Below are 21,099 nucleotides of genomic sequence, written 5' to 3'. Positions count from 1 at the left end.
GAGTACTTCTTCCTCAAGATATTCGATGCGAGCAGGCGCTATTCGAAGCCTTCCGGGGCTGCGGCATGATAGGCCCGCACACAGGTTTCAGGACTGAACCAGAATAAAGGGCTCACCCCCTTTACAGATCAGAAGAGAGCCACAGTCCCTGACAGATATGCCAAACCAAAGCCTGATCTTATACATTGTGACTTCACGAGCCCTAGGGAAACAATGATTAATTCCCAATGATATGCCAGAAAGGACCAGTCACGTGGCCTTTCGCGGGCGGCATAGGCATTAATCATCGTTTCCCTAGCTCCACCTATAAGCTTGTTGGAGATATCACCTATCTCTTCGTGGAAAAGGGCTGGCTCTATCTTTCTTGCTGTGTGAGAGCTGAACACCTACATGGTGGTGGGCTTGATCGCTGTTGGATAGAACGGGAGCCGATAGTGTGGTAGATACACTGGAAGTGGCTCAGTGTCGAGGATATGTGGCAGAAAATGCAGCCTTTCATTCAGACAAAGGTGCCCAATACACCTCTAGGGAAACGATGATTAATGCCCCATAACGTGTTAGAGGGGACCGGCCACACGACTTTTCGCGGCCGGAATGCGGAAATCCAGCACGTGCAGGAGCCGCTATCCTTACATTTGTCCTGCCCCATGCACCGCAAGAAGGCTCCAAGACGGATCAAGCGACTCCGGGAGCCGGGAGGTGCAGCCTGCCGGCAAAAGATGCACATGGGTAAGGTTTGCAAGGGCGAAGCAGACATTGAGCATACAGGAGGTCTTCTCTATCCTTCTGTAGCGCTTCCTTAAGGGATCGAAGCGGCGCTTCACGATAAGGAAGGGATGCTCTACCTTTGAGCGGCCGGATACTTTCCTGGACTCGATGCCCTTCTCGGTCAAGAGTGCACAGGCAAGGCCCTCTCTAGTCGAAGGCTTTCTTAGCAACGCTTTAGCGCATAGATGAGAGGTGTGGGTCTGCTGTGGCCTTAAGGGCGCTTCGCTATACCGGTATAGCCGGAGTCTGCGCAGAAAAACCTGTCATCTTCCCTTACGAGTGTGTGTGCCACAGGATATGTCGGATACATTCTAGGTAATCGTCTCCACACCATGCACAAGGCCACCTGCGGCATCCACGCCGATATGCGCCTTGTATCCGATACGCCAGGCTCCCCTTTTCTTGGACTGGTGCGCTTTAAGGGTTACGCGTACGGTCTTGGCTCTTCGTGAAGCTTTAAGGCTCAGGTGAAGGTCGCGTCCACAATGGAGCCGCCTTGCGCCCATGATCCCTGCCTTTTCAAGCTTCTAAGTTCAGATCGTGAAGCATAGCCTTGCCGAACTCCTCTCGCTTTAAGGCTATGGCGCATCTTCGCAAGTGTCGTCGCATCTGGCACCTGCGGCTGCATGAGGTCTGCGTGCACAGAAGCGCTGCCAGGAGTGGCAATCCAGGATAGCATCCTTAGGTTCCCTCGTCTTAAGAGAGCAAACATGACCTAAAGCAGGCTACATCCTAAAGCTTTGTCTTTACAGCACGCACATGCCTGACAAGAGCCTGTCAGTGGTAGCTGGTATCTACCAGTGCAATCCAGCTATCCCACACAACGATCGTATCCATCCGCTCCAGGTGTGCCTCCCGCCGGGTCTTTCTCCTTAGACCTTAGGATTTAAGGTCCTAAAAGCTCATCTATCTGCCCATATCTTCCTTTTGGATATGCTGGAATACGTTGCTGTAATTATAACATATCCGCAGGCAGATAGGCATCTATGTGGATATGGGCACTGTGTGGTTCGAGACATTTTAAGCCGATGTCATACAGCGTACAGCCCCAGCTACCTCATCGAGGCGAATTAATCATCGTTTCCCTAGAGTGGATGCACTACAGTTCCGTATCATTCAATATTGTACTGATGAGTACGGCACGAAGTGGTACAGGATGATTCGGCTCTAACACACCTCTGCTTCGTCAAAGCTCTTCAAACAGCTCGTTTGCTGTCACGAGCTGGAGGCCCTCTCTGGCATATGCTTTCTCCTGTGTCGTCTTGCTCGTCTCTTCCTTTGTGAAGAGCATGAAGTAGCGTCTGATGAATCCTTTGAGGAGGGTGGAGCGGTGCTCAAGCGCTTCTATTGCAGCGCTCTCATTGAATGAGCTGCGCCATTTGCATTCACCGACCAATAACTTGTGTTCGATGCTGTTTGTGGCTACCACACCGATGTCGGTCTGCTCCCGCTTTTCTGGATCGGTACCCCACCACTGCCCGAATTCGAGCGCTGCGAAGGGAAGCCTGCCCTCCATGCTCTGCCGGCGTACCCATTCAAGACAGACAGTTTCGAACTGCTTGCCAACATAGGTGGCAAATGCCTGGCCTTGGGTGGCATACGGCACGATAGCGTCGCCCGCTCCTTCTTCGATGCTGCCGAGATATCTGCTTACAAAGCGGTACCAATAGGAGAAGAAAGGGTCCTTGATACGCCAGCGGGCATCTCTGGAGGAAGATCCTCCTCCGAGGGGAACCGCTTTCTCGATGATGCGCAGGCCGTCAAGTATCCTAAGGTATCTGCTGATGGAGTTCGGATTGATGCCAGCCTGCTCCGCGATTCTGGAAGATGAAGTTGCGCCGGCGGCTATTGCGTCGAGCGTGGAATTGTAGAAAGCCGGCTCTCGAAGCTCTTCGCGCAGAAGCATCAGAGGCTCCTCATAGAGTAGCCCGTGCGGGCTGAAGCAGAGCCTGCGCACGTTCTCGGTATAGCTTTCTGCAGTATCGATCTGTGCGAGGTAATACGGCGTTCCGCCGAATGTCGCATAGTAGACGATGAGGTCCTCGTGGCTAGTTCTAGGAAGCATCTTCGCCGCGTCCAGGTAGTCGAACGGCTGAAGATGAATCTGCATGGTCCGGCGTCCATAGAGGGGGCTCCTATTGCTCAGTACTTCGCTTTCCATGAACCCTTCGTTGCTACCGCAGAGAATGATCTTGGTATTCGTCTGTACAAACCCGTGGTCTATTGCTGTCTGCAGCACCGATGGGAGAGATGGCTCCGTCTCGACGGCATACGGTAGCTCGTCGAAGACAAAGACGAAAGGACGCGAATCGGTCCAGCTGGCGGCCTTGTCTGCAACGAACGCTATTGCATCGTGCCACGACGAGAAAGCCGGAAGCGTCTGCGGCATCGAGAAGAATTCATAGACCTGCATACTGAAGAGCTCAAGATTCTGTCGTATCGTCCTCTGCTGTGCAGTGAAGTAGAGTGCCGGCTTGTCCTCGATGAACCTGTCAATGAGTGCAGTCTTGCCTACGCGTCGTCTGCCATAGATGATGGCCATCTGGAAACTGTTCTTGCGGTACATCTGCTCAAGCGATGCAAGCTCTCTTTCGCGCGCAACGAACATGTCAGCCCTCCAATCTCCGGTGATATAACACGTACTATATAGTACGTAAAAATAATATTCAGCACGCAGAACCGAAGATATGATGCGGCTGCAGGCTTCAGGCAATCGCAGGAAGAGCAGAAGTCCTGCCGGGTACATTGCTGGGCTAGCGTGTCAGTCTGAAGATGTGACTCTTTATGCTCCGTGGAGCGCCTTACCGTTTGTCTCGATGGAGTGTGTATACCACCAGAAGGAGTCCTTGGGCGTGTGGGCATAGGTGCTGGTGTCGGTATCGTCCTGGTCGACACGGATAAAGCCATAGCGCTTGGCAGAACCGTTGTGCGTGCTCACGAGATCGGCGAAGGCCCAGGGGCAGTAGCCGATGAGGTTGACGCCGTCTGCCACGGCAAGCTCTGTCTGGCGCATGTGGGCCTCGAGGTAGTCGATGCGGTACTGGTCGTGGACCACGCCGTCAGCGTCTGCCTCCTCTCGGGCGCCCATGTCATTCTCGGTGATGAGGATCGGGAGATGGTAGCGGCTCTCGATGCAGTCAAGTCCAAATTTGTGTGTAAATTAGCTCATAAGCAACCGCCGTCTGCAAGCCATCACAAATCAAGCCTCATCTGCCGCTGTGTACAGGCTATCTTTGCGAGCGCCTCCTTTTTCCTCTCATAGCTCTTCGACCGCCGGCAGGCAAGTACTGCTTGCTCTTTGCCGCCCATCTGTCGCTCTCCTCGATAAGGTAGGTCCCCACGAGCTTGATGAGTAAGTCCTCGCTCGGGAATATAGCGATGAGCTTCTGGGCGCGCGTCACCTCGGCGTTGAGCCTTCGAGGTCCTGGTGCACCTGTGTGTCGCCTGCGGGCCCCCTCGTGGGCATCTAAGGTAAACATGCTCATGCCCGACTGCCCACAGGCGCGCAGTGAGGAGAGGAATCTCTTCCAGGTCTCGTGTGGCTTTCACTCCTTAAGCCTAAGCCCTATGAGCTCCTTCATCGCGTCCCTGTCAAGCCCCATCGGGCAGATCCTGTGGTCGGCCCTGGCCTTCAGGTAGGTCACTCCCCACCATGGAAAACAGGTAGTCGTCCTCGATTGTTAAAGTCAACCCCAGACTTACCGATTTGGGCAATATATCTGCACCAGCCGGGGCAATAGGATCAGCCAGAATCGGTGCCTGTGCCCTCCTTTGAGAGAGGCTGGCTGCAGGCAGGTCCTTGATCCTGTAGGAGCTTTCCGTGATGCGTATGAGATGGCAGCGGTAGTATAGCCTGTCGGCTATGGCTAAGGCTATAGGCGCATTGCCGAAGACGTCGGCCCACATGCTATCCCCACGCTTACCGACGCGCCGTCGAGCCCCTCTTATAGCTTATCGAGACAATCTAGAAGATGAGGCCAGTGCCCCCCATTGTCGATCTACAGGTATCTAAGCTTGTCTGCTATCAGAAGCGACAGGTGTAAGTAGAAGCGCATCCTGCACTTAAGCTGCTCCCTTGTCTGCCGCCCCCACAAGGTCTTCGATGGAGATGCTGGGAGCCGACGAACTACTCTAGGGAAACGATGATTAATTCCCAATGATGTGCCAGAAAGGACCAGCCACGTGGCCTTTTGCGGCCGGCATAGGCATTAATCATCGTTTCCCTAGGGACTATCTCTCACTGTAATGGGAGAGCCTGCTGAAGGATGCCAAACATATCGTGTAGTACTCCCATGAGTCAGTAGCTCGCGCCCGTATGGTGCAGCATGAAGAGAAGCGGATCGTGCGGGTTAGGGTGTCGTTCATGATGCCGTCGACACTGTTAGCCAGGCTGTGGCCCAAGATCAAGAAACAATGTCCGGGGATGAGCCTGCAGGTAGTGACCTTCGAGAATGGGCAAGGGTAGCCCGTGGGCTTGCGGATCTCGTGTTTGACATGGATGTGATTGTGGGCGTCTTCGACAACAATTTTCTCGCAGAGCATTCCTGTGCGGGGCTGGAACTCTGCCGCGAACCACTGCGTTGCGCGGTCTCAATCGACGGAGAGCTGGCTTCACTCGACGCTGTGACCTTAGATGATTTGCGCAGGCACTCCTTGATGCTGGTCCGGCGTGGATGGGATGGCGATATTGATGTACTGTGTGACCGTATACACCGTGACTATCCCGATATCAAGCTGGTTGATCTCCTGCAGTATCGTGCAGAAATCTTTAACCGTGCTGTTAATGAGGAGCTGGCATTGGTGACATTGCCAATATGGCGAGAGGTACACCCACTCCTGTGGACGGTACCCACGGATTGGAATATATCGGTAAGTTATGGACTGTTGTATGTACCTGAGCCGGCGGGGTATGTGGCAGAGTTTCCGAATACCGTGCGTGCAGTTATCGAATAAGGGATCTTGTACTGTAAAAAGTTCTATGCCATACGAGGCGTCGTCTCACTGTTTGATGGCTTAACATGAATGCCACGCAATGGTGGTGATACTTTCTTTTATAGTTTGGCATTAACGATTCGTTGCGATCGACTGCATGAGACTACGAGCTCTCCTATATGAGGTTACAGTACTGAAAGCTCGATTCTGGGCTGTAAGAAACTCAGCAAGGGGATTATATAAATTAAAACAGAGTACTTATAGAGAATCAGTGAACGATAAGAGGAATATCCCAGAGGTTTAGGGATTAAATCGGAATTACTTATTAATTGATACTCTGTATCATTCTTAAAAGTCCTACTATAGAGAAATATAACGATACAAAGTACTAGATAGTTATTTTAAGGATCAGAGAACTAATCAGACAGAAAGGTTTTAAACATGGCATGGAATGAGATAACAGATGATGCAGAGGCAAAACAGTTCATTAAGCGCATGGGAGGATTTCACAACTGGTATGTGATCGATATGCACTATGACCCTCTTGCTCGCGCGGACAAGGCAGAGACGGCTTTAGAGGGACACTACTACACCGACACAGATGAGTTCTCTCTGAAGCTGAGATTCGGTCCCCAAGACAAGAGCGGCAACTGGCCGGAGATTGAGTTAAGATTCGATGAGGTGGCTACCGCAGGCTTCTCAAACTTCGAGGAGCCGGATTCCCTGAAGAAGTGTAGCATTGAAAAGACCGGCTGTGGTTGGGCATTCCTGTCTGATTACACGCTGTCCGCTGAGGAGCGTGAATCACCAACCGGTCTGAAGTCAAACCTTTTCGCTATCGCCAACCACCTCTATTGGCGTGGTGAGAATCTCGAGCAGTTTGGCCAAGCATAGGGGATACGACTGATGCCGATCGGATCATAGCGACCGTCACTGTAGGGTCCGAGAACACAGGTTTGTCCACGGACCTTGCCTTCTTTTACCGTTAGCGAATTATGCGCTCATGATATGTGTCGGAGAGGACTTCCTGGAGTATATATGCCCCATATTTGTAATAAGGGCTGAACGCCACAGAGCTAGGGAAACGATGATTAATTCGCCTCGATGAGGCCAGTGGGGCCACACGCTGTATGACATCGGCTCAAAATGTCTCGAACCACACAGTGCCCATACCCACATAGATGCCTATCTGTCTTTCTGGATATGGTATAGCTACATCCACACATTCCAGCATATCCAAAAGACAGATATGGACAGATAGATGAGCTTTCAAGACCTTAAATCCTAAGGTCTAAGGAAGAAGACCCGGCGAGAGGCACACCTGGGGCGGATGGATGCAATCGTTGTGTGGGACAGCTGGATTGTTCTGGTAGATACCAGCTACCACTGACAGGCTCTTGTCAGGCATGTGCGCACTGCAAAGACGATGCTTAGGATGTATCCTGCTTTAGGTAATGTTTGCTCTCTTAAGACGAGAGAACCTAAAGATGCTATCCTGGATTGCTACTCCTGGCAGCGCTTCTGTGCACGCAGACCTCATGCAGGCGCAGGTACCAGATGCAACGACACTTGCGAAATTCCGCCATAGCCTTAAAGCGGCAGGGATCACGGCACGGGGCGGCTCCATGGTGGATGTGACCTTCACCTGGGCTCTAAAGCTTCACGAAGAGCCAAGACCGTACGCGTAACCCTTAAAGCGCACCAGTCCAAGAAAAGGGGAGCCTGGCGTATCGGATACAAGGCGCATATCGGCGTGGATGCCGCAGGTGGCCTTGTGCATGGTGTGGAGACGATCGCCTAGAATGTATCTGACATATCCTGTGGCACACACACTCGTAAGGGAAGATGACAGGTTCTGCTGCGCAGACTTTAGGCTATAGAGGTATAGCGAAGCGCCCTTAAGGTCACAGCAGACCCACACCTCTCATCTATGCGCTAAAGCGTTGCTAAGGAAGCCTTCGACCATAGAAGGTCTTGCCTGTGCACTCTTGTCCGAGAAAGGCATCGAGTCCAGGAAGGTATCCATCCGCTCAAAGGCAGAAGCACCCTTCCTTATCGTGAAGCGGCGCTTCGATCCCTTAAGGAAGCGCTACAGGAGGATAGAGAAGATGCCTGCACACTCAAGTCTTTCTCGCCCTTGCAAACCTTACCCATGTGCATCTTTTGCCGGCAGGCTGCACCTCCTGGCTCTCAGCGTCGCTTGATCCGTCTTGGAGCCTTCTTGCGGTGCATGGGGCAGGACGGATGTAAGGATAGCGGCTTCTGCACGTGCTGGATGGGCATCCTTCCCTGCCTTTCCCACATACCGGCCGCGAAAAGTCGTGTGGTCAGTCCCCTCTAACACGTTATGGGGCATTAATCATCGTTTCCCTAGGTTCGACAGTGCGGCGATAGGCGAGCTCTTCGGGATCATGCGGTCGAGGTGTACGAAGGGCTGCCCCTGCGACAACGCTATTGTCGAGTCTACCAACAAGATACAGAAAGCCGAGTTCGCCTACCGTAAGCGCTTTGAGAGCCTCTATGAGCTGCAGGCCAAGCTCAGCGATCAGGTGGTGGTACAGCTACGAGTGGGTACACTTAAAGCTAAGTTAGATGAGCCAGGTCAAATTCAGGGAAAAGTCCCTCCCGATTCCGTCTATCCCATCTAGCTGGATATTGCCAATCCACAGCGCCTGTGGCAGATATGGTAGTTCACTACCTGGCCTTTCATATGCATCACCCTCACATGGAGGATGTCCTATACTCATCTGCGCTTCCCGAACCAGACATCGAGGATCTCCCATTCGCCCCTGCGCCCCCAGGAGATCTCTTAAAAAGCCTTGCCAGCATACCTGTCTTAAGCATCCATCTTGCGCTTTTGGACCGAAGCCTTCTGTCGCCAAAATCCTGCCATCTGGGCGCCACGTGCTCAGGGGGATGCAAGAGTGCTGCCTACTATAAGTAGCGAAGAGCTTTTTTCTGCTTCTGTGACAGTAGCGAAGAAGGTGTAGTTCGCAATCTTGGCATATGGGAGTACCGGTCTGCTACACATTCCGGTGGATGAGACGCCGATAAAGACTTGGACGTCAAAGCGCGAATCTTTTGCTTTGAATGCCTGGTAGAAGTCTTCCTTTGAGAGGCCGAATACCTTGTTTTTGTGTCTGTACATCATGCCACATCTGTCTGTTCATAGCGCAGTCCCCGTCTTAGGCCTGAAGAGATGGGTCATATCGACATGCTCGTGCTTTAAGAGCCAAATCTTACGGTCGAGCCCACCGGCATAGCCGGTGAGGCTGCCGTTTGCTCCCACTACTCGGTGGCAAGGGACAATGACGCTGATGGGGTTATGGCCTACGGCACCCCCTACGGCAATGCTTGCCACTCGTCTGCCTGTTTTTACTGCAAGGCTCTTTGCGATTGTTCCGTACGTTGTCGTTTCCCCATAGGGGATAGCGAGCAGTTCTTTCCATACAGCCTTTTGAAAGTCGCTGCCCTCCGGTGCAAGAGGAAGGTCGGTAGGGGAAGGAGCCTTACCGGCAAAATACTCATCAAGCCAGGTACAAGCCTTCTTCAGGGTCGGTGTGGTTCCATAGGTATTCAGCTCGGTACCTTTGGCGATGGGCATACCAAAGTATCGTTGTCCCTCGAGCCAGAGGCCACAGAGGCCGGCTCCGTTGTCACAGAGTGTGAGGGCACCGATCGGGGATTGGTAGATAGCACAGGTGTATTGCATTGCTTGCTCCTTTAGACTTTGCTCTCTATACTAAAGGTTTTGACTCTGTTAGACCACTGTGGGTATGAGGTCATGTCGCCTGCTCCCAGTACTTAGGGAACACAATCGGCATACCCATATAGTCTCTCTGGGTGGTGTGGTAGACGCTGTCTCACTTGTGCCTGTAGATCTGCTCGCGCTTATCGCCGTCCGATCTTCGGAGCTGCTCCTTGTAGCAGAACTACTTCTGGGTAGTGTTAGAGATGCTTGGTCGAGACCTTGCGGATGCGATCCATGAAGTGCTTAAGCCGCAAGTGCATGGAGTTGACCTGTGACGTGCGCTACACCGAGGTTGACCAGGCCGCTTGCATATTGGCCCTTACCGTCGCGCCGAGCTTGTCTACGCCGTAGACAACGCAGAGCTGTAGGTTAGAGAGCCCCCGCACACAGATGCTGTGGGCACTGCGCTGCTTGAGGGAACACCATCTCGAATGAGCCTGCCCCATGGTGGTCGGCTAGGCTCTTTGCGAAGTGTTTGCCGACGGCGTACAACAACTTAAGCCTTAACGCTATCGCCTCACATGCGCGCTGGCGCATGAACTAGACGCTGTACACTCACACGCCGCATCTCTTCTCACACCTGTGCTGTGTGATCCTGCCAGCTAGGCACTGGGTAAGCTCCATCCACTGGGATGCTGCTAACTTCGACTGCGCGAGCAGCTTGCCTGTCCCTGCTGTAAGCGAGCACACGTGCCTGGTGAGCTGCGGGCATGTGGCGGACTTATCGGCCTGCGATGTTAGCTTCTCGGCTATCATGCGCTTGAGATCGGCGGTAAGCGCGACCTTCTCCTTGCGGGTCAGCTACTTTGCTAGTTGTCGTATCGTGTCGAGCATGCGGGGCCTTCTTCAGGTCGGTTTCTTAGTCGAACCCGATTGTAGGGTGACCCCGTGACATCTTTTCGCTTCCCTATATCTACAATGGTCTAACAGGGTCAAGATTTCTCCTCTCGTGATAGCAGACAAGAGGATAATCGTCTCGGTGGAAAGAGGTGTGTCTGCTGTATACCGGCAGGCACGTTACAGGAGCGAGAGAGGATGGGCCTTAAATGGCGAAGAAGACATGTATGGTCTGCGGTGCTGAAATTGGCGTGATGTCAAGGAAGCTTCAGCTTAAAGATGGGGTCGTTTGCAAAAAATGCTTCAAGAAGATGGGCGTTACCCTAGATGATATGAAGATGATCCCCGCGCAGATGACGTTAGAAGAACTCCAGCAGTATCTGAGCCAACGCGACGAGGAGACAGTATACATCGAGAATTTCAAGCCGACGGACAATATTGGAGATATCGGTAAGTTTAATGACGATGAGGAAGTCGCTCTCCTCTCGAACTCAGCTTATATCAACTCAAAAGCCAAGCACTACACGAAGTTCTCTTATTCGCAGATCGTTGATTACGAAATTCTAGAGAACGGCTTGTCGATTGCGAAGGGCGGAATTGGACGAGCTGCTGTAGGCGGGATTCTCTTTGGCGGAGCCGGTGCCATTGTAGGCGCCTCGACAAGGAAGCAGAAAGAGGTCTGTGACAGTCTTCAGGTAAAGGTAACCGTGAAAGGTTATAAAGACCCCGCGTTCTTCATCAAGCTGATTAGCACTGGCACAAAAAAAGATGGAATCATTTATCGATTGAACATGGAGATTGCGCAAGAGCTAGCGTCAAAGTTTGAGCTTATCATTGAGGAAAATAAATCCAAGGTTCACCAACAGCAAGAGAACCTTGGATCGGCCACTGTGGATGCTGCCGATGAGATCCGTAAGTTCAAGGGCCTTCTCGACGACGGTATCATCACCCAGGAAGAGTTCGATGCCAAGAAGAAACAGCTGCTAGGCCTATAACGCACGAGTGCCGTCCCGCCGTGAGAAAGGGCGGTGCTTTTCGTTCCCGGTGCGCTACGGCTTCTGAGAACCTTTTTGAGATCTTCAACCTGGGCAATGCCCAAAGCCTTCCAACAATGTGGCAAGGCTCGGGCTGGTCGAGGCTCAACTCGAGCCGTGCTATTGAAAGTCCAGCGAGGTTCGGTCTCCCGGTCCGGTGGCCGGAGCGGTGGGTTTCCAAAAGCTCACGAGTGCGCTATCGAAAACCCGTGTGCGTCCCCCACACCGGAAGTCCATAGGGCCCTCTCGGGCGTCATTGCAGCAGTTCGTTGACGCGTGGTGTCTGCACCCGCCTTGTAATTTGCCCCAGGTGGCTTCTGCGCTCGTTGCTTAGAGTTGTGCAGAGTTCAGGGTCCACCTCAGATCTGATGGATAGATATTCCATCTCTGTATAATCGATAGTCTATTTTAAGGCTCTTCGCTGTTTCTAGTGGGTAGCGTATGCCAGCTTCTTCTGGGCCGTGAAGTCCAGACGGCCCAGCCGGAGGAAGATCATCGTCCTGAAGTAGTCGATGCTCCTGAAGCCCCTGGCGATGCTGCGGGCGGGCTGGACGACCGAGTTGAGGCCTTCGAGGAACGAGTTGGTGGATCCTCTCTTCCACCAGTTCAAGATCCCCTCCCGCTCCTTGCGGAGCGTTCTTGCCACGGCCTTCATCTCGGCCACGGCAGAGTGCATCATCCACGAGCAGAGACACTCTGGGCCCCTGCCTGCCGATTGTCTGTCGGGGCATGAGTAGACGTCCTGCAGCGCCTCTCCCATCTGGCAGGCGCGTGCCGTCCTGAGATGGGTCTTCGCAGGGTCGAGCTCTTCCCTCTTCGCGAGCTGGCGCTTTGTGAGGCTCTCCCTCCTCTTGAGCCATACGTACTTCGTCCCTGCGAGCTGCCAGCGCTTCGAGGCGGACTCGCGCCTCTCTTGGCACCTCACAGGGTCTGTCGCCCTCATCAGGAGCTGCACCACATGGAAGCTATCCACGCTCTGTGTGGCCTGGGGCATCTTGGCGCCGCCCCCCAGCGAGTATGCCTTAAAGCCATGTCGCGCGTGACCTCTAAGACCTTCGTGCGGTCCCCTCCGTGCTCCTTAAGCTCGGCGCAGAGCCTGCCTAAGGCGCCCTTGTCCCTGCCCTGCGTGATGGCCACGGCACGCTGACAGTCGAGGTTGGCCATGATGCTGATGTAGCTCTGGCCGCGCCTCCTTGCGGTGTCGTCTATGCCCACACGCACGACATCCGAGTAGTCGGCGGCATCCCTCGCCTCGTCGACGGCCTTGCCCAGCAGCTTCCATATGCGCGTGTCGGTCTCGTGTATCAGCCCGGCTATCGCCGTCACGGTCATTCCCGAGAGCGCCATCACGATCACCTGCGCCTCAAAGAGCGCTGTGAAGTGCGTCTTCGGCCGCACCTTTCAGGGTATCCTTGTGGCATGCACGCCGTCTTTGGGGCAGTCGGCCCTGGGCAGCGCGCAGTGCACGATCGTATCGCACTGCCAGATGCTAAGATGCCACAAGGTCCTCTCGCGCGTGTCGTAGGTGCCGCACTTCCTGTGGCATACGGGGCACTCGACTGCCTGGCCCCTCCTGTGCGCGACCCTCACATGGAGCTCGTCTTGCGCTCCCTCGCGCTTCTTAAACCAGATATCGGAGACCTCCCACTCGTCGCTGAGTCCCAAGGGATCTCTTAAAGAGCCTTGCCAGCATGCCTGCCCTAAGCATCCATATCGCACCTCCAGAACGCAGCTTCCTGTCGGGGAAAATCCTACCGTTTAAAGGCCACACCCTCAAGGGGATACAGGAGTGCTACCCACCATAAGTAGCGAAGAGCCCTTTTTTAACCCATATCAGTGCAACATAGAGGCACAGTAACCTTGTGTGACCTGTGGTAAGACAAACTATGGTGGAGATGTGCAAAGGTTAAGACTCTATTAGCGATGTATTGTGCATTACTTTCTGTTTTGACCATGGGTGTATTTCCAGGGACAGCCCTCTAAGTGGTCGTTATAGATCCCGATGGACTGCAGGTATGAATAAACAATAACGGGGCCTACAAACCTGAATCCACGTTTCTTGAAGTCCTTGGAGATCGTTTCGGAGAGTTTGCTTTGTGCTGATATATCTTTGAGCTTCGTAGCATGGTGCACTATAGGCTGATAATCTGAGAAGGACCAGATATAAGCATCGAAACTGCCGATCTCTTGTACGATCGCTAAGAACGCCTTTGCGTTCTGTACGATAGCGTTGACCTTCATGGTATTTCTGATGATGGAGGAATTTTTGAGTAGCTCATCGATTTTAGGTTGATCGTAGGTAGCTACGACTTCGGGGTTGAACTGATCGAAAGCCTGCCGCATGCCGGTCTCTTTGTCGAGGATCAGGGACCAGGAGAGGCCTGAGGACATGATCTCAAGCGAGAGCATCGCGAAGAGCTCCTGTTCCTCATGCACGGGCTTACACCAGCGCTCGTCGTGGTATTCTATCGTGAGGGGCGTCTTTGCCCCCCAGTCGCAGCGGTTATATGGATCCTCCATAGGGGAGACCTTCTTTCATACAAATGTGGTAGTGCCATGCTACACCCCGGCGCTTCTTAGAAGCTCGATAGAGTCACTTGGTATTTATCAGATGCTGGCTGCAATCGGGGCTTATAGAGTCTCTCTGTTTGTTCTGGCTAGCCTGTATGGTTTCCCTACATCGGTATAACAAAGCAGTACCCCCACGCTGTGTGAAGCATGGGGGTACTGCGGCGTGGTGCTCCGTATGAAGCGGATGGCTAACTTAAGACCTTCAGGAAGTCATCGACAGACTTCGAGGTGCGCAGTTTGTCTGCGGCTGCCTTGTCATCCAGGGCTCCGGCGATCTTGGCCAGGACCTCCAGGTGCTCGTCACCCTTGCCGGCAATACCGAAGAGGGCGTAGGCTTTGTTGCCGTCGAAGTCGATGCCATCGGGGTACTGCAGGGCTACGACGCCGGTCTTTTTCACGAACTTCTTGGAAGCGTTGGTGCCGTGGGGGATAGCGATTCCGTTATCGAGGTAGACGCTGACTTCCTTGTCGCGCTCGACCATTGCGTCAATGTAACCTTCGTCGACGCATCCGGCGTCCACGAGCATGCGGCCGGCCTGACGGATTGCTTCTTCTCGGGAGACAGAGGGGAGGCCAAGCCTGACATCGTTTGCGGTCATGACGTCGTTGACAGGCTTTGGTGTCTGCTCAGTTGCCTTGCTGGCGGCATTGGTAGCAGCGACAGCAGCTTTCTGAGTGGTAGCAGATGTGGTGAGCTGGGTTTGGAGAGCATTGATTGTAGGGTCGTTCATGAAGTTGTTGATGACGACGATCTGGGCGGTTGAAGGAGCGCTCTTGTGAGCGCGCTCTGCCAGGGTCTTCTGGCACACGACGACGTCTGCGTCGCTTGGGATCTCGTCTACGGAGGAGTGAGTAACTTTGATATCGGGACGCACGTTGGAGATACGCTTCATGAAGCGGCTTGCTGCCATTGCGGAGGAGCCCATGCCTGCGTCGCAGGCGAAGACGACCTTGGCGACGGAGCCTGCAGTGATTGCGGTTTTATCAGCAACCAGTGTTGCTGCGACTGCCTCAGCGGATTCCTCAGAGCTTGACTGATCGTTGATGCTGACGTCAGAGGCACGCACGATCGGGGAGGACACGGCAAAAGAGATGACTGCCGCAAGGCCGACTCCGACGAGTACCTGGACGATCGCTCCGCCCGGTGCCATGCTCAGGAAGCCGATGATGGAACCCGGCGATGCGGGGCCAACCAGGCCAGTGCCCGTAGCGACGTACCAAAGGATTGCGGCGAAGTTGCCGAGCATGGGGCCGATGATGACCCTCGGGTTCATGAGGACATAGGGGAAGTAGATCTCGTGAATGCCGCCGATAAACTGGACGATGATAGCGCCCGGGGCGGACTGTCTGGTGTCGTCATCCTTGCAGAAGAAAGCATAGGCCAAAAGCAGGCCAAGGCCAGGTCCTGGGTTGGACTCGAGCATGAACATGATGGACTTACCGGTGGTCAGCGCCTGCTCAGTCGCGATAGGAACGAAGATACCGTTGCCGATTGCATTGTTGAGGAAGAGGACCTTTGCCGGCTCTATGAAGAAGGCGAGGAACGGCAGGAGGCCATTGTTAACGAGGACTTGGGTGCCAGCGGTCAGGAGCACGAGGATCGCGCCCATGAGGGGGCCGACAGCGTAGTAACTGAAGATAACGAGTGCGAGGCCGATGAGGCCGATCGAGAAGTTGTCGACGAGCATCTCAAGGCCGGTGGGGGTCCAGGTCTTTGCCCATCTATCCCACTTCTTGATGATCCAGCCGGCAAGCGGTCCCATGATCATGGCGCCCATCAGCATCGTGTAGTCGGAAGCGACGATAGCGCCGACGATGGAGATCATGCCGATCACGCGGCCGCGGTTCCCGGCGACCATATAGCCACCCTGTCCCGCGATCATAATAGGAATTAAGAACTTCAGCATCGGGGAGATGATGGTTGCCAACTGTTCGTTGGGGAACCAGCCTCCTGTTGTGAATATTGCGGTGAGGAAGCCCCACGCGATAAATGCGCCAATGTTTGGCATAACCATTCCGGAGAGGAATTTACCAAAGCGCTGTACGCCTTCTTTTGCCTTAGCCATTCATACCCCTTTCTAAAGAACACGCACGCCTATAAAATCTTTGCTAACAACAATGTAAACTTTTGGTTCAACAGTATAGTTATCAAAGCAACAATCTCAGGTGAGCGGTAGCAAGTCGGCGGTAAGCGTAAAATCAACGGTAAAGCTAAGCGTTTTACCTGCAATATTCCATAAAATGATCACACTGTTATATGGCGTTACTAAACAATTTTTGACTTTCCTCTTGACAGTTTTAAAACAACAATTACTCTAAAATTAGTTTTGAAATAAAAGTGTTTGAATGGTTGGATGGTCTGGACGCTCAAAGAGGGCGTCCACAAAGGCGAAAGGAGAATACCGTGAAATCAAGAGCAGTGAGACTTCATGCGGCAATGGACCTGAGACTCGACGAGTTTGAGCTTCCTCCTATCAAGGATGATGAGATGCTGGTACGCGTGGTATCCGACACCATCTGCATGTCCACCTATAAGATGGCGAAGCTCGGTGTCAACCACAAGCGCGTCCACGCAGACGTCGCTGAGCATCCGGCAATCACCGGCCATGAGTTTGCGGGCGACATCGTAGAGGTTGGCACTAAATATAAGGATAAGTACAAGCCAGGTCAGAAGTTCACGATTCAGCCGGCTATCAACTACAAGGGCTCTATGGATTCCCCCGGGTACTCCTATGAGTTCTGCGGCGGTGACTCAACCTACTGCATCCTTCCTCACGAGATCTTCGATACCAACAGTTTCCTGGTCTACAACGGCGAGGCTTACTTTCAAGCCTCTCTGGCAGAGCCGCTGAGTTGCTCAATCGGTGCGCTGAACGCTGCCTACCACACCCACATGGGTGTCTATGTCCACGATATGGGCATTAAAGAGGGCGGCAACATGGCAATCGTCGCAGGCGCAGGCCCGATGGGCTTAGGCTGCCTGACCTACGCGATTCACCGCGGCAGAAGACCGGGCATGCTCGTCGTCGCTGACATCAACCAGGACCGTCTCGACCGCGCGGAGTCACTCTTCCCGCCTGAGCAGGTCAAGAAGGAGACCGGCGTTGAGCTACACTTTGTGAACAACGGCAAGTTCGGTGATCTCGATGCACAGATCAAGGGTATCCGTGCCCTGACCAAGGACGATAAGGGCTTCGACGATGTCCTGTGCTACGCACCGGTTGCCTCGGTCGTCACCCTGTCCGATGCACTGCTCGGTCGCGACGGTTGCCTGAACTTCTTCTCCGGCCCGACCGATAAGAAGTTCTCCGCGCCGATCAACTTCTACGAGGTCCACTATGGCTCCCACCACGTAATGGGCACCACCGGCGGTAACACCTCCGATATGATCGAGTCCCTGCGCATGACCGAAGAGGGCCGTATGAACCCGGCTGTCATGATCACCCACATCGGTGGCCTGAACGTTGCCGGCGAGACGACCTGCAACTTGCCGAACATCCCGGGTGGTAAGAAGCTCATCTACACCCACAAGGAGATGCCACTGGTTGCTCTGGCTGACCTGCGCAAGATGGCTGCAAAGGATAAGCGCTACGGCGATCTGGCAGACATTGTCGACAAGAACAATGGCCTGTGGAATCCCGAAGCAGAGCGCTACGTTCTGAAGAATTGGCCTGACGTAGAGGCTAGATAGCCCTCGGTAACTAACATGTTTGTATGAATATGAAGGAGGCGCGGCGCTGCAAAGCACGTCGCGCCTCTTTTGCTAGCATGGGGGTCTGAAGAGGGGAAAGGGACTCAGTGTGAAAGAGCGGAGAAATGCAATTGTTGAGTTTATCAATCAAGAGGGGAATATCTCATTCGCTCAGCTGAAGGCGGCCTTCCCTGATGTGTCTGAGATGACACTGCGGACCGATCTGAAAGCACTGGACCAGGAGCACCGGATCATCCGTGTTCACGGCGGCGCTCGTTCCGTTGAGTTCGTGGTGGGGACTGATGATTTACTTGGAGCCCGAAAAACGAGAAATGTTGACGCTAAGCGTCAGATTGCGACAGCAGCCGCAAAGCTTGTACGCCCTAACAGTACGATCTTCCTTGACTCAGGCAGTACGACAACTATGTTGGCTGCGGCATTACCCGATGTCCGCTCCTTTATCTTTACAACCAGTATCTCCTGCGCCAATGAATTGGCCCGGCTTGAGGTGGCACAGCCGATCATCCTCGGTGGCAGGCTCAACCGTTTTTCCCTGAGTACCTATGGCAGCAGAACCAGTAAGGAGATCGAGGGGCTCTCCTTCGATATCGCTTTTATCGGAGCCACTGCTTTCTCCGCAGAAGCAGGATTTACCTGTGGGAGTGACGAGGAGGCAAGCCTCAAGAGGACCTGCATCCAAAGTGCCGAACAGGTGGTTGTCCTGATGGACCCAACCAAAATAGGCAGACGTTCCACCTTCTCTGTCTGCAACCTTGACGCGATCGACGCTGTTGTGACAACTGAAGGGATCTCCGCGGAGTTCCGTGAGCTGTGCAAAGACAACGACGTGGATATCCTCACCAAGTAAGCGCCATCGGTACGCTTGTATAGGACAGCATGAAGCAGCATGTAACGTTCCATGTGCGACGAATGATGTAACAAAACACAAGAATATCTGCATTTTTGATATGACAGTGTGCTACTGCTTCACTATGATATAAAGTATATCATTACATCATGACTTTATCATCTTAGTGCATGATATCCATGCGGTTGTCGTGGCTACAGTCGGCAATGGGGGACATCCGGCAACGCGTGCGATCGATATGATGTTCACTGATGGGGAGACTCTCTAATTTCTCATGGCGAAGGGCAGGGGATTCTATCGGCAGCTGATGGATACCCACTACATCGCAATGACCGGCATGTGCGGTGGAGAAGGCATGAGCCGTAAAGAGGCGTCAATGCGTATGCAGGCAATCTCGCTGGGTGGCTACGTCGAAAATATCGGAACTGAGAAATTGGATGAGATCTTTGCTGAGAATCTGTATATGGTGAAGGTCTATCCGAATGAGCAGTCCCGGGAAGCTTTGCGGGTCTTCAAGATGAGTGATGGTAAAAGGGAGTTCTTTGACCTGTCGACGAAGCCGATAACGAGAGAGGAATTCACGCTTGTCGATGCATCTGAACCAAAACCTGCGGGAGGTTTTGTTATCACTGACACCTGTCTGCCGGTATGCCCACAGGAGTGCATTGATCATGGGAGCGTTCTATATGTGGTTGAGCAGGAACACTGTCTCTACTGTGGAAATTGTTTCAGCATCTGTTTCATCCACGTGATAGAGCAAAAATAGGAGAGGTGCTCATGCAAGTATCGACAAAGTTCACCATTGCGATCCATCTATTGGTGGCCACAGAGTATTTCAGGAAGACGCGAAGGGTTACCAGCCAGTTCTTGGCAGGCAGTATCGGATCGAACCCGGTTATTGTCCGTAACATCATGAATCAGCTTCGCCATGCTGGCCTCATTGAAGTTAAGCGTGGCCCAGGCGGGATTACCCTGACACGCCCGCTCTCTCAGATAACATTCCTCGACGTCTACAACGCGGTAGAAACTAATAGCGCTGATAAACTGTTCCGCTTCCATGAGAACCCGAATCCCAAATGCCCGGTCGGTGGCCATATCCATGAGGCACTTGATAAGGATCTTCATGTGATACAGGACAGTTTTAAGGCAGAACTTGCGAGCAAGAATGTGGGAGAAGTCATGCAGTCAGTGCTTAAGGCAAATGGACAAGTACTGCGATAGAGATTTGCATGCGCCCAGCCAGCTGTATCTTCTGTCATTAATTTAGAGCCTTCGTTGATTCCTGTGGCTGAAAGTTAGCCGGTAGAGGCGGCGCGCTCCTTCCGGCGCCTCTTTGACCGCTCCCTGTCGTGCTTCCTCCTTGCCTCGACCTTCCTTGCCTCCTCGGCCCTGTCCTCCCAGGGCAGCGCAGGCTGCTCGTCAAAGCAGCGCAGCATGATCAGCGCTCAGAGGTTGTCGGTGTTGCAAAATCCGTATCCGCTGGCTATGGTGACCTTGATCTTGTTGTTGATGCTCTCGACGCGCCCGTTGCCGGTTTCGAGCTCGACGGCGGCTATCACGTCGGCACGCCTGCGCCTCACCTTCTTCTCGACTGCGACGACGGGCGCGATCCTGCAGTATGCGGTGGCCTTCAGCCAAGCATCGAGCAGCCCTTGTGCCTCATGCGCATCCTTTGCGCGGAAGATGGCCCTCTGCGCGCTTCAGCTCTAAGAGCCGCTCCCTCTGCCGCGCGCTCAGGTCCTTGGGGGTTCTTCGCGAGCGCATAGCTGCTCCCCTTGATGCGACAGGCCTCCGCCGAGAGGCTGCGCGCACGCTCCCTGAGCTCTACGTGCCGCGCCCTGGGCCTTTGCGGCCCTCGCCTGCCTGTCTGCCTGGCGGGTGGCCGTGCTGCTGCCTGCTATTCGTCGCGCCTCACCTGGTCGAGCGCATCGTTTATCCATTCGACCACATGGAAGGGGTCCATGACCCATCTTGCATTGGGGCAGCGACGCCGGAGTAGCTCTTCTATCCACTTCGCTGCGTCTGCTGTGACGACCTCGATCGAGCTTTTCTGCTCGCGCCCGAACCCGTCCAGGAAAAGCGACAGCACCTCCTTGCCGTATCCCTCCTGTGCCCAGACGAGGCATCCCAGATCATGGTCGACAACGAGCGTGAGGTATCTGTGGCCCTTCTTGTAGCTCGTCTTATGCCTTTGCGCCTCAGGCCGTCGATGTGGCCCTGTCCGCGTGCAGCCTCGATCTCCTCCTACACCCGTCTGTAGATGCCGCCCACGCTCTTCCACTCGATCCTGGCCAGCCTTGCAGTCCATGAGAGCGGGCTGTGAGCAGCAAGGCACGCCACCTAGTCCTTAAAGTCACGGGTGAACCTCGATCCCGCCCTTGCCCATGGCACGCACTCGACGAGCACTGCGTGCTCGGGGCAACTCACGCGTGCGGGGCGCTACTTAAGGTAGCACCTCGAGGAGGCGAGGCCTATCGCCCTCCACCGCCTCGCCGGCACGTGGTCGTGGCAGCTGCAGCGGCGCCCGCACACCGGGCACCTCAGCTGCTCGCGCCTGTGCGGCCTCACCCGCACGACTATCGAGTCCGGCTCCCACCACGACAGTCTTCACAAGCGACAGGACGTAGTGCAGAATCGTTCCCATGCG

General features: G+C 54.0%; 25 protein-coding genes and 1 pseudogene. 9 read left to right on the top strand and 17 right to left on the bottom strand.

Translation table 11 applies throughout. From position 1 onward, the window contains the following. Positions 1-629 precede the first annotated feature (629 nt). The 5 genes and pseudogenes from J4859_RS13555 to J4859_RS17950 form a co-directional block, all read right to left on the bottom strand. On the bottom strand, positions 630-938 hold the full coding sequence (locus J4859_RS13555; RefSeq protein WP_212330546.1) for a hypothetical protein: 309 nt from the start codon (positions 936-938) through the stop codon (positions 630-632). 141 nt (positions 939-1,079) lie between these two features. Continuing rightward, positions 1,080-1,274, bottom strand: coding sequence for a hypothetical protein (locus J4859_RS13550; RefSeq protein ID WP_212330544.1), 195 nt, complete (start codon positions 1,272-1,274; stop codon positions 1,080-1,082). A gap of 680 nt (positions 1,275-1,954) precedes the next feature. Continuing rightward, positions 1,955-3,376 (bottom strand): ATP-binding protein, encoded by a 1,422-nt coding sequence (locus J4859_RS13545; protein WP_212330542.1) that lies wholly within the window; start codon positions 3,374-3,376, stop codon positions 1,955-1,957. 174 nt (positions 3,377-3,550) lie between these two features. After that, entirely contained in the window at positions 3,551-3,901 is a 351-nt protein-coding gene (locus J4859_RS13540; protein WP_212335369.1) for a family 1 glycosylhydrolase, read from the bottom strand. Between the two features lie 674 nt (positions 3,902-4,575). Then, a pseudogene (locus J4859_RS17950) lies at positions 4,576-4,674 on the bottom strand (hypothetical protein); the annotation flags it as partial. A gap of 588 nt (positions 4,675-5,262) precedes the next feature. Here J4859_RS17950 and J4859_RS13530 point away from each other — a divergent pair. From J4859_RS13530 to J4859_RS13515, 4 genes are all read left to right on the top strand, one after another. Further along, positions 5,263-5,721, top strand: coding sequence for a hypothetical protein (locus J4859_RS13530; protein ID WP_212330540.1), 459 nt, complete (start codon positions 5,263-5,265; stop codon positions 5,719-5,721). Positions 5,722-6,141: 420 nt separating this feature from the next. Next, complete coding sequence (locus J4859_RS13525) at positions 6,142-6,594, top strand: hypothetical protein (protein WP_212330539.1); 453 nt, start codon at positions 6,142-6,144, stop codon at positions 6,592-6,594. A 629-nt stretch (positions 6,595-7,223) separates the two neighbouring features. Then, positions 7,224-7,388 carry a hypothetical protein gene (locus tag J4859_RS13520; protein WP_212330538.1) on the top strand — a complete coding sequence of 55 codons (165 nt, stop codon included), beginning with the start codon at positions 7,224-7,226 and terminating at the stop codon, positions 7,386-7,388. A gap of 723 nt (positions 7,389-8,111) precedes the next feature. Next, positions 8,112-8,348, top strand: coding sequence for a hypothetical protein (locus J4859_RS13515; RefSeq protein WP_212330537.1), 237 nt, complete (start codon positions 8,112-8,114; stop codon positions 8,346-8,348). 260 nt (positions 8,349-8,608) lie between these two features. Here the strand turns inward: J4859_RS13515 and J4859_RS17945 are convergent, their stop codons facing one another. From J4859_RS17945 to J4859_RS13500, 3 genes are all read right to left on the bottom strand, one after another. Further along, positions 8,609-8,848, bottom strand: a complete 240-nt coding sequence (locus tag J4859_RS17945; protein WP_371812262.1) for an Ada metal-binding domain-containing protein — start codon at positions 8,846-8,848, stop codon at positions 8,609-8,611. Positions 8,849-8,866: 18 nt separating this feature from the next. Next, positions 8,867-9,412 carry a methylated-DNA--[protein]-cysteine S-methyltransferase gene (locus tag J4859_RS13505; RefSeq protein ID WP_212330535.1) on the bottom strand — a complete coding sequence of 182 codons (546 nt, stop codon included), beginning with the start codon at positions 9,410-9,412 and terminating at the stop codon, positions 8,867-8,869. A 594-nt stretch (positions 9,413-10,006) separates the two neighbouring features. Next, positions 10,007-10,207 (bottom strand): hypothetical protein, encoded by a 201-nt coding sequence (locus tag J4859_RS13500; RefSeq protein ID WP_212330533.1) that lies wholly within the window; start codon positions 10,205-10,207, stop codon positions 10,007-10,009. Between the two features lie 290 nt (positions 10,208-10,497). Between J4859_RS13500 and J4859_RS13495 the strand changes: the two genes are divergently transcribed. Next, positions 10,498-11,283, top strand: coding sequence for a DUF4428 domain-containing protein (locus J4859_RS13495; RefSeq protein WP_212330531.1), 786 nt, complete (start codon positions 10,498-10,500; stop codon positions 11,281-11,283). A 466-nt stretch (positions 11,284-11,749) separates the two neighbouring features. Here the strand turns inward: J4859_RS13495 and J4859_RS17175 are convergent, their stop codons facing one another. The 5 genes from J4859_RS17175 to J4859_RS13470 form a co-directional block, all read right to left on the bottom strand. Continuing rightward, positions 11,750-12,316: a transposase gene (locus J4859_RS17175; protein WP_212330528.1), complete on the bottom strand. Its 567-nt coding sequence runs from the start codon at positions 12,314-12,316 to the stop codon at positions 11,750-11,752. Continuing rightward, entirely contained in the window at positions 12,265-12,720 is a 456-nt protein-coding gene (locus tag J4859_RS17170; protein ID WP_212330526.1) for a transposase, read from the bottom strand. Before J4859_RS17170 ends, J4859_RS17175 begins: the two co-directional genes overlap by 52 nt. Positions 12,721-12,723: 3 nt before the next feature. Then, a complete protein-coding gene (locus tag J4859_RS13480) occupies positions 12,724-12,987 on the bottom strand; it encodes a hypothetical protein (RefSeq protein WP_212330525.1) in 264 nt (87 codons plus the stop codon). A gap of 270 nt (positions 12,988-13,257) precedes the next feature. After that, positions 13,258-13,842, bottom strand: a complete 585-nt coding sequence (locus J4859_RS13475) for a DNA-3-methyladenine glycosylase I (protein WP_212330524.1) — start codon at positions 13,840-13,842, stop codon at positions 13,258-13,260. A 239-nt stretch (positions 13,843-14,081) separates the two neighbouring features. Further along, positions 14,082-15,959 (bottom strand): PTS mannitol transporter subunit IICBA, encoded by a 1,878-nt coding sequence (locus tag J4859_RS13470; protein ID WP_212330523.1) that lies wholly within the window; start codon positions 15,957-15,959, stop codon positions 14,082-14,084. Between the two features lie 338 nt (positions 15,960-16,297). Between J4859_RS13470 and J4859_RS13465 the strand changes: the two genes are divergently transcribed. The 4 genes from J4859_RS13465 to J4859_RS13450 all read left to right on the top strand — a co-directional run bounded on the left by J4859_RS13465 (position 16,298) and on the right by J4859_RS13450 (position 19,673). After that, a complete protein-coding gene (locus J4859_RS13465) occupies positions 16,298-17,584 on the top strand; it encodes an alcohol dehydrogenase catalytic domain-containing protein (RefSeq protein ID WP_212330521.1) in 1,287 nt (428 codons plus the stop codon). 109 nt (positions 17,585-17,693) lie between these two features. Continuing rightward, positions 17,694-18,452, top strand: coding sequence for a DeoR/GlpR family DNA-binding transcription regulator (locus tag J4859_RS13460; RefSeq protein WP_249113655.1), 759 nt, complete (start codon positions 17,694-17,696; stop codon positions 18,450-18,452). Between the two features lie 274 nt (positions 18,453-18,726). Beyond that, a complete protein-coding gene (locus J4859_RS13455; protein ID WP_212330519.1) occupies positions 18,727-19,218 on the top strand; it encodes a hypothetical protein in 492 nt (163 codons plus the stop codon). Positions 19,219-19,229: 11 nt separating this feature from the next. Beyond that, a complete protein-coding gene (locus tag J4859_RS13450) occupies positions 19,230-19,673 on the top strand; it encodes an Rrf2 family transcriptional regulator (protein ID WP_212330518.1) in 444 nt (147 codons plus the stop codon). A 74-nt stretch (positions 19,674-19,747) separates the two neighbouring features. Here the strand turns inward: J4859_RS13450 and J4859_RS13445 are convergent, their stop codons facing one another. The 4 genes from J4859_RS13445 to J4859_RS13430 all read right to left on the bottom strand — a co-directional run bounded on the left by J4859_RS13445 (position 19,748) and on the right by J4859_RS13430 (position 21,096). Beyond that, the gene (locus tag J4859_RS13445) at positions 19,748-19,888 is read right to left on the bottom strand and encodes a hypothetical protein (RefSeq protein ID WP_212330517.1); all 141 of its coding nucleotides are present in this window, start codon (positions 19,886-19,888) and stop codon (positions 19,748-19,750) included. Positions 19,889-19,897: 9 nt separating this feature from the next. Further along, on the bottom strand, positions 19,898-20,137 hold the full coding sequence (locus J4859_RS13440; protein ID WP_212335365.1) for a transposase: 240 nt from the start codon (positions 20,135-20,137) through the stop codon (positions 19,898-19,900). Between the two features lie 212 nt (positions 20,138-20,349). Next, on the bottom strand, positions 20,350-20,760 hold the full coding sequence (locus J4859_RS13435; RefSeq protein ID WP_212330516.1) for a transposase: 411 nt from the start codon (positions 20,758-20,760) through the stop codon (positions 20,350-20,352). Between the two features lie 135 nt (positions 20,761-20,895). Then, positions 20,896-21,096: a hypothetical protein gene (locus tag J4859_RS13430; RefSeq protein WP_212330515.1), complete on the bottom strand. Its 201-nt coding sequence runs from the start codon at positions 21,094-21,096 to the stop codon at positions 20,896-20,898. Positions 21,097-21,099 lie beyond the last annotated feature (3 nt).

Source organism: Atopobium sp. oral taxon 416, from assembly GCF_018128285.1.
Lineage (GTDB): Bacteria > Actinomycetota > Coriobacteriia > Coriobacteriales > Atopobiaceae > Olsenella_L.
This window is presented reverse-complemented; position numbering and strand designations above follow the sequence as displayed.

Excerpts from the sequence above, each read along its gene's own strand:
- J4859_RS13550 (WP_212330544.1), bottom strand. The coding sequence starts at position 1,274 with ATGGGCGCAAGGCGGCTCCATTGTGGACGCGACCTTCACCTGAGCCTT.
- J4859_RS13545 (WP_212330542.1), bottom strand. The coding sequence starts at position 3,376 with ATGTTCGTTGCGCGCGAAAGAGAGCTTGCATCGCTTGAGCAGATGTAC.
- J4859_RS13530 (WP_212330540.1), top strand. The coding sequence starts at position 5,263 with ATGGATGTGATTGTGGGCGTCTTCGACAACAATTTTCTCGCAGAGCAT.
- J4859_RS13525 (WP_212330539.1), top strand. The coding sequence starts at position 6,142 with ATGGCATGGAATGAGATAACAGATGATGCAGAGGCAAAACAGTTCATT.
- J4859_RS13515 (WP_212330537.1), top strand. The coding sequence starts at position 8,112 with ATGCGGTCGAGGTGTACGAAGGGCTGCCCCTGCGACAACGCTATTGTC.
- J4859_RS17945 (WP_371812262.1), bottom strand. The coding sequence starts at position 8,848 with ATGTACAGACACAAAAACAAGGTATTCGGCCTCTCAAAGGAAGACTTC.
- J4859_RS13505 (WP_212330535.1), bottom strand. The coding sequence starts at position 9,412 with ATGCAATACACCTGTGCTATCTACCAATCCCCGATCGGTGCCCTCACA.
- J4859_RS13500 (WP_212330533.1), bottom strand. The coding sequence starts at position 10,207 with ATGATAGCCGAGAAGCTAACATCGCAGGCCGATAAGTCCGCCACATGC.
- J4859_RS13495 (WP_212330531.1), top strand. The coding sequence starts at position 10,498 with ATGGCGAAGAAGACATGTATGGTCTGCGGTGCTGAAATTGGCGTGATG.
- J4859_RS17175 (WP_212330528.1), bottom strand. The coding sequence starts at position 12,316 with ATGCCCCAGGCCACACAGAGCGTGGATAGCTTCCATGTGGTGCAGCTC.
- J4859_RS13475 (WP_212330524.1), bottom strand. The coding sequence starts at position 13,842 with ATGGAGGATCCATATAACCGCTGCGACTGGGGGGCAAAGACGCCCCTC.
- J4859_RS13470 (WP_212330523.1), bottom strand. The coding sequence starts at position 15,959 with ATGGCTAAGGCAAAAGAAGGCGTACAGCGCTTTGGTAAATTCCTCTCC.
- J4859_RS13455 (WP_212330519.1), top strand. The coding sequence starts at position 18,727 with ATGGCGAAGGGCAGGGGATTCTATCGGCAGCTGATGGATACCCACTAC.
- J4859_RS13450 (WP_212330518.1), top strand. The coding sequence starts at position 19,230 with ATGCAAGTATCGACAAAGTTCACCATTGCGATCCATCTATTGGTGGCC.
- J4859_RS13445 (WP_212330517.1), bottom strand. The coding sequence starts at position 19,888 with ATGCTGCGCTGCTTTGACGAGCAGCCTGCGCTGCCCTGGGAGGACAGG.
- J4859_RS13435 (WP_212330516.1), bottom strand. The coding sequence starts at position 20,760 with ATGGACTGCAAGGCTGGCCAGGATCGAGTGGAAGAGCGTGGGCGGCAT.
- J4859_RS13430 (WP_212330515.1), bottom strand. The coding sequence starts at position 21,096 with ATGGGAACGATTCTGCACTACGTCCTGTCGCTTGTGAAGACTGTCGTG.